7 protein-coding genes and 1 pseudogene are annotated in these 6,414 nt (G+C 60.3%); 5 read left to right on the top strand and 3 right to left on the bottom strand.

Features of this window, described 5'->3' with window-relative positions; all coding sequences use genetic code 11:
* Positions 1 to 26 precede the first annotated feature (26 nt).
* Together VK682_RS26740 and VK682_RS26735 are read right to left on the bottom strand one after the other, a co-directional pair.
* Positions 27 to 1,004: a recombinase family protein gene (locus VK682_RS26740; RefSeq protein WP_324782945.1), complete on the bottom strand. Its 978-nt coding sequence runs from the start codon at positions 1,002 to 1,004 to the stop codon at positions 27 to 29.
* Complete coding sequence (locus tag VK682_RS26735; protein ID WP_324782944.1) at positions 991 to 1,167, bottom strand: hypothetical protein; 177 nt, start codon at positions 1,165 to 1,167, stop codon at positions 991 to 993. The genes VK682_RS26740 and VK682_RS26735 overlap by 14 nt, the downstream gene beginning before the upstream one ends.
* 306 nt (positions 1,168 to 1,473) lie before the next feature.
* On the opposite strand from VK682_RS26735, the pseudogene VK682_RS26730 reads away from it, so the two are divergent.
* The 3 genes and pseudogenes from VK682_RS26730 to VK682_RS26720 all read left to right on the top strand — a co-directional run.
* Positions 1,474 to 1,707 (top strand): annotated as a pseudogene (locus VK682_RS26730) (transposase domain-containing protein); the annotation flags it as partial.
* Positions 1,707 to 2,003 (top strand): hypothetical protein, encoded by a 297-nt coding sequence (locus tag VK682_RS26725; RefSeq protein ID WP_089851230.1) that lies wholly within the window; start codon positions 1,707 to 1,709, stop codon positions 2,001 to 2,003. The pseudogene VK682_RS26730 and the gene VK682_RS26725, both read left to right, overlap by 1 nt.
* Positions 2,004 to 2,144: 141 nt before the next feature.
* Positions 2,145 to 2,669 carry a hypothetical protein gene (locus VK682_RS26720; protein ID WP_324782943.1) on the top strand — a complete coding sequence of 175 codons (525 nt, stop codon included), beginning with the start codon at positions 2,145 to 2,147 and terminating at the stop codon, positions 2,667 to 2,669.
* 443 nt (positions 2,670 to 3,112) lie between these two features.
* On the opposite strand, the gene VK682_RS26715 is transcribed toward VK682_RS26720, so the two are convergent.
* Positions 3,113 to 3,454, bottom strand: coding sequence for a hypothetical protein (locus VK682_RS26715; protein ID WP_230797808.1), 342 nt, complete (start codon positions 3,452 to 3,454; stop codon positions 3,113 to 3,115).
* Positions 3,455 to 4,094: 640 nt separating this feature from the next.
* Between VK682_RS26715 and VK682_RS26710 the strand changes: the two genes are divergently transcribed.
* Both VK682_RS26710 and VK682_RS26705 read left to right on the top strand, forming a co-directional pair.
* Positions 4,095 to 4,882, top strand: a protein-coding gene (locus VK682_RS26710; protein WP_230797807.1) for an IS5 family transposase whose coding sequence is annotated in 2 segments (ribosomal slippage) — positions 4,095 to 4,434 and positions 4,434 to 4,882 — 789 coding nt in all. Because the reading frame shifts where the segments join, the coding sequence is not laid out codon by codon here.
* Between the two features lie 142 nt (positions 4,883 to 5,024).
* Entirely contained in the window at positions 5,025 to 6,149 is a 1,125-nt protein-coding gene (locus tag VK682_RS26705; protein WP_230797806.1) for a M10 family metallopeptidase C-terminal domain-containing protein, read from the top strand.
* The last annotated feature ends 265 nt before the right edge of the window (positions 6,150 to 6,414 follow it).

The raw sequence follows: 6,414 nt of genomic DNA, 5'->3' as shown, positions 1-6,414 counted from the left end.
TCTCGATGACAATGCTGGGTCAGTTCTCAGTGACATCCAACATTCTGCCCACCGACACGGCCATAGGCGTTGGCTGCGAGCAGGGTCTGGTTCCGCTCGTACTCCGCCCAGTCAATGTAGGCGTCATGGTGATCGTGGATCACCACCTCCCACGCCTCGGGCGGCTTTCCGTGGCCATAGGACTTGCGCGCCCTTCCGTCGACCAACTCGATCCGTTTCTCGCTTTTGCCGTAGACATAAGCCCCTGCGTAAAAAGGGTTCTTGAGGAGTGCGATGACATTGCGGTAGCGGATCGGCGTCCAGTCGAAGGACGTCAGGCGCTTTCCGTCCGACGGACGCGGGAAGCTCACACCCTCCGCCGTCAGCAACAGGTGCGTCTGTCGCGCGCTTCCGAGTTGCCGGAACCGTTCGAATACCAACCGGATCACCTGTTGCAACCGGATGTCGGGATCGACGCCGAGCCCCATGTCGCGGTGCCAGACATAGCCGATCGGCACGCTGATCCTCAGCTCGCCACGGCGCGCTTTCGCCCGGGCGGCGTCAACCATGCGCGCCCGGATCACACCCAGCTCGAACTCGCTGATGCTGCCCTTCATGCCGAGCAGCAGCCGGTCGTTCGGCCGACAGGGGTCGTAGATGCCATCAAGGTCAATCACACGGGCCTCGACCAGACCGCACAGTTCGAGCAGATGATGCCAGTCCCGGCCATTGCGCGCCAGCCGCGAGGCATCAAAGCACAGCACTGCACCAATCTCGCCCGCGCACAAGGCGGCGACGAGCTTCTCGAACCCGGGCCGCGCCACCATGCCGCTCGCGGAACGCCCGAGGTCGTCGTCGATGACCTCGACGGTCCTGAACCCGTGGCGCCGGGCAACGTCGACCAACTCGTACTGGCGACGTCGGCTCTCGGTGTTGAGATCAACCTGGGCCTGGGTCGACTGGCGAACATAGACCACCGCCTTGCGCTGCAGGATGGCCGGCGGGAGGAAATCACCGTCCATCATCGGTTCCCTCCGGTTCGGCCGCTCCCGCCGCTTCGGTCAGGAGGATCGCCAGGCGCACCACGATCTGCTGGCGATCGAGCGGGCTCATGCCTCGCAGTCGCGTCGCGTCGAACTGCATCTGCAGCTGTTTCGGCGAAGACGGTCGGGTTGGCAGGTTTTGCATTGGTTTGCTCCTCTCCGGCGGTGATGTCACCGGGAGAGTTTCGCCGAAAACCGCGCCGACTCAGCAGGTCATCAAGATCAGCAAGCGCGGCGAGCGACACACGCGGCGCGCCGAGGTCCATTCCGGCGCAGGCCACCGGATCGAGCATCCACGCAGCCAGAACCCTGAAGACGCCCGGATGGACTTCGACATGAACAAACCGACCGGACCTGCGCCGATCGACACGCTCGATCCGCAAGTGTCGGCCAAAAAGCGCGTGCCAGCGGTAACGCACCACGACAATCTGCCCGACATGGGCAGAATGAACGGGAGATGGGCATCGGCCGGAAGAACTGGCTCTTCGCGGGTGCCGACACCGGCGGCGAAACGCTGGCCCGCGCCATGACGATCATCGAGACGGCCAAGCTGAACGGCCTCGATCCGCAGGCCTATCTCGCGGACGTGCTCGACCGCATCCACGATCACAAGATCAACCGGCTCGACGAGCTCCTCCCGTGGAACTGGGCGCCGATGGGCACTGCTCAGGCCGAGGCCGCCTGATGGCGACTGTCACTCATGTCTTCACCATTGACTATGTCGCGAAGATGCTCGGCGAAGACCCCGAGTTGCTAGAAGCCATCGTCTCCAACGACGACAATCTGACCTACGGTGACATCATCAGCGTCTACACCAGTTCGGAGGAAGCCATTACGGCTCTCACAGACCGCGGCATCGAAGAACTCCGAGACATGCTCAGGGCCGCGCGCATGACCCCCGAAACTTGGCATGAGTTCCTCGACGACTTCGTCCACGACGCAGAACTCGTCGCCCGCATCAAGGCAAAATCACCGCGGTAGCAACCGGCCGGTTACGGAATCGCGGTGCTCATCCTCATTCCTAGGGAAAGAGCGAAGCCCGGCGGGCCAGCGCCTGTCTCGCCAGACTGGTCGGATGGCCGGACATGGGAGCTCGGGCTCTGGCTGGCCGGATCGATTGCGGTGTTCTTCAGCATCAACGCCTATATGGATGCCACTCTTGCTGCACGGGGAAACGGCGCGTGGCTCGGGACGCTGATCGTCGCCTACAACGCCACGGCGTTGCTGGCGTCGCTGGCCATGCTCTGGTGGAAGGCTGCATTGATCGGTCGCCGGGGCCCGATCGTCATGACCGGCGTCGCCGCTTCTGCCGGCATGATCGGCTTTGGCTTCGTGCCCGGTCCGATCGGTTATCTGGGGGCCCTCATCGCCGGCTTCGCCGCCTCCTTGCAACTTATCCTGATCATGTCCCTGCCGCCAGACGTGACCGAGGAGACGAACGTCGCGCGCCTGACAGGCGGGATCACTTTCGTAGGTTACCTTGTCGCATTCTCTTTGCCGCTCCTGGGCGGGCTGCTGTCCGAAACCGTTGGCGGTGTTGGGACGGTGTTCATACCCACAGCCGTTTTCATTCTCGCCCTCAGCGGGTTTGGCCGCAAAGGGGGAGGATACGAGGAGTGCTCTTCTCACAATGGGGGCAAGATGTAGGGAGGCGTGCGCCCTTGTTCAGTGGTGACCAAAGCGCACAGGTCAGGCGGAAATGCCCTAGATGGTTCGGCGCAAACTGGCCTTCGCGGCCATCTACTGTGGCGAAACAGAGGTGAACCCATGACGCTAGCGCTGAGGCTGAACATGTCCAGCCGCGTGGTGTCGTCCTTAAGCGCATCCGCGAGAACGGTGATCGACGCCGGGACCAGACGGTCCACGGCGCGGACCTTGGCAAGGTTGCCCCTTCTGACGTCGTGGTTGCCTGAAAGTTCGCGCCAAAATGCAGACACCGGTCACGCTGCGGCGGCCGTTCCATCGGGCCGTAAAGCATCAGGGCTTCTTCCTGCTTCTGACGAGGGGTCGCCCCGTACATCCCGGTGCCGCGATGCGGCCGGAAGGGATACTCATCGATGAAGTATCGCGTGAGGGTGCCATAGAGGTCGTCATGATTGGATTTTGGCGGAGAGCTTTGGCTCGTTGCCGGTCAGTTCCCCAGGGCGGCTACCGGTGTACCCTGGCCGGAAATTCAGCACGTCCCATTGTGTCGTGCCGAAAAGCCGCTCGACCATCTGCTTGTCCATGGGCTGGTGAGGTAACAAGACATCGCCCAGCTCGCCCCATAGCTGCGCATCAGGCAGCGGTCGCCACATCCGCAACGATGCCCACACGTCGGCGGCCAGGGGCGTGTCAATGGAAGCGCTGGTACGGCGGTTTGGAGGTTGGCTGGTTTGTTCCCCTGACGGGAACAAACCAGCCAAATCGCAAACCTCGACATCCGGCGGCATAGAGAAAGGTGGCCGGGAGCTCAGGGCCCGCGCTCTGTACCGCACTACCCGCGCATCCGGACACTGCACGATTGAGAACATAGTTATGGGGACCAAGTGCGTACGGCATTCCAGGCGACAATCTCTCGGAACCAGTCAACGCCACCTGGACGCGAAGGCTTCACCACCGCCGAAGCCGCGCCGTGTAAGCGAAACGATATAGTCGGACCAGTTCGTCGTGCGGTAGCAAGTGGGGGCTGGCTTCGGCATAGCGCCGATCTAACCCTCAGGATTCCCGACCGAAATCCCTCTCACTGATATATGCAACAAGCCCCTTTAGGACCGAAAGCCGTGCCATATGAACCACAGCCAACCTTGTAACCGAGGCTGTGCGATAAGTCCGTAACGAGAAAGGGTATTCGCAGCCATCAGCCTTTTCGGACGACAGAGCCGGTGACATCTAACAACCGGGCTTTTATGAGAATTATGGATCATCTTAATTGAGACGGTGAGCAGGAAGGAAGACGACGATGGAGTTTATCGCGAATATCGGGACCGGCATGTCCCGGTTAATTTTTTGGTTATCTTCCTTCCTGATTAGGGCGTGTTGACAAAAGGGATTCACACTGCGCGGCAAGCGTGATTCAAGCTGGTATCTGCGATGGAGACCAGCTTGGCACGAGACCTGATGTCGGACGAGGAATGGGCGTTTTTTGAGCGTTTCCTCCTGAAAGTCCGTGCCCCGAACGGGCGCAAACCTAGCAACCACCGCCTTGTTCTTGATGGGATTTTCTGGATCGCGCGCACAGGCTCTCCCTGGCGCGATCTGCCGGAAGAGTTCGGCAAGTGGTCAAGTGTCTACCGCCAGTTCCGGCGTTGGACGCTGGCGGGGCTCTGGGAGCAGATCATGGACGCCCTGAACGAAAGCGGCGCTGTCCCGCACGCACTGCAAATGATCGACAGCACCGTGGTTCGCGCCCATCATCAGGCAGCGGGCGCTAAAGGGGGACTCCGCGACAGGGTTTTGGTCGTTCGCGTGGCGGCTTCACGACCAAGATCCACCTCCTCGTCAATGCAGCAGGGATGCCCATGAGGACGGAGATCACCGCGGAGCAAACTTCCGACTTTCTCGGCTTCGATCTGGTCATGGCCGACAATCTGCCGACACCAAGTGTCCTGCTGGCCGACCGAGGCTATGACGCTGACAGCATTCGGAAAACCATGGACAAACTGGATGTCCTGCCGGTCATTCCGATGCGCAAGTCCCGCAAAAAGCACATTGGCGTGGACCTATCACTCTACCGGCTGCGCAACTTGGTCGAACGGTGCTTCAACAAGCTGAAGAACGCCCGCCGTGTCGCCACCCGTTACGACAAGACCGCGGAGAGCTTCCTGGGATGCATCGACATCACGTCGATACGCCTTTGGGTGCGCCATTTGTCAACATGACCTAATCATTTGATCACAAGCTTCGAGCCGCAGTTTTATCCTGAAAGGCAAATAACCCTTGGGTCAAACAAAATTCTTGATACAGACACGGAAGGTGAAGCCTGTGCGATGCATCACTTGTGGAAGTTGAGGAAGAGCACCCATGATTACAGTTACCTTGCGGTTACCAGACTCGCCGTCCGACTCATACTATGAGTGGCAAGGCACCAGCGGCGATGATGCGATCACAGGGTTCAGCGGTCAGACCAACTGGCTTTTTGGTAACGACGGCGACGACTTGCTGTCCTCCGGACGTGGTGAAGAGCGCGATCTTCTCTTTGGCGGCAATGGAAGCGACACCTTGAAAGGTGGTCTAGGCGGAGACAGGCTGGACGGCGGGTTGGGGTCTGACCTTATGATGGGCGGACGCGAGGACGACGTGTATTACGTTGACGATTCTGGCGATGTGGTCGTTGAAAGAGCCGCTTGGTTGCCCGTTTTGGGAGGAGATGTTGTTTTCTCATCCGTGGACTTCGATTTTAGTGGGCTGGCCATCGAACGACTGGCACTAACCGGGTCGGCTATTTTCGGAACGGGAAACCGATTTTCAAATTTGATCGTAGGCGGCGATGCTGACAACATACTCGACGGTGGTCGAGGTATCGACACGCTGATAGGCGGCGATGGCGATGACACCTATATCCTGCGTCACGCGCAGGATACGGCTACAGAGCCGGGGATATCGCCGAATCTGAAATTCCTCGAAGCAACGCTGCACGGCCACGACACGGTTCTGGCCCACAACAGCTATCGCCTGATGCTCGGGATCGAGGATATCTTCCTCCAGGAGGTTGTCGGCAAGACCGGTGAACTGGTGGGCGGCCTCACCACGTTCGGCAACAACCTCGACAATCTGGTGGTCGGGAATTCCACCGACAACAACATCAGCGGGCGTACCGGGAACGACACCCTGACCGGCGGCGGCGGGGCGGACGATTTCATCTTCTCCGACGAACTCGGCGCGCGACACGCCGACGTCATCACCGACTTCACCCCCGGCGAGGACCGCATCGTGATCAGCGGCGCGCGGGTCGACATGGACAGCGGCGCGCCCGATGCCGACGCCTTCCATCTCGGCGCCGAGGCCACGGCCGCCAACCACCGTCTGCTGTTCGATGGCACGACGCTGCGCTATGACGCAGACGGCACCGGCGACGCGGCGGCTCTGGAGATCGCCACATTTGAAGGTATGCCGACGCTGACCACGGACGAAATCTTTGTAACTTGAGTGGCAGACCTAGTTCGGGAGTTCGGTGACCATTTTCGTCAGCAATGACGGGAAGCCAAGATGTTGCTGGCCGATCTAGGGCGTTTAAAGGTCGCCTCCAAATCTACTTTTGGGACGATCTTTCCGGCGTAGGCGAGTGATAAAGCCATTGCATGTGAAGCCAAGTCCCCTGTGACCTGCCAATGAACTTTCATCCAGCTGCGACTTGAGCCCGGCTGGAAGTGCTCTGACCCCCAACGTTGGACCGCCCGGAGGCAGAGTTTTT

The sequence above is a fragment of the Salipiger marinus genome (assembly GCF_035481585.1).
Taxonomy (GTDB): domain Bacteria; phylum Pseudomonadota; class Alphaproteobacteria; order Rhodobacterales; family Rhodobacteraceae; genus Salipiger; species Salipiger marinus.
Note: the sequence above shows the minus strand (reverse complement) of the source record. Positions and strands in the feature narration are given on the sequence as shown.

Coding starts and splice junctions, on each gene's coding strand:
- VK682_RS26725 (WP_089851230.1), top strand. CDS start 1,707: ATGGCGACTGTCACTCATGTCTTCACCATTGACTATGTCGCGAAGATG.
- VK682_RS26715 (WP_230797808.1), bottom strand. CDS start 3,454: ATGCCGCCGGATGTCGAGGTTTGCGATTTGGCTGGTTTGTTCCCGTCA.
- VK682_RS26735 (WP_324782944.1), bottom strand. CDS start 1,167: ATGCAAAACCTGCCAACCCGACCGTCTTCGCCGAAACAGCTGCAGATG.
- VK682_RS26705 (WP_230797806.1), top strand. CDS start 5,025: ATGATTACAGTTACCTTGCGGTTACCAGACTCGCCGTCCGACTCATAC.
- VK682_RS26740 (WP_324782945.1), bottom strand. CDS start 1,004: ATGATGGACGGTGATTTCCTCCCGCCGGCCATCCTGCAGCGCAAGGCG.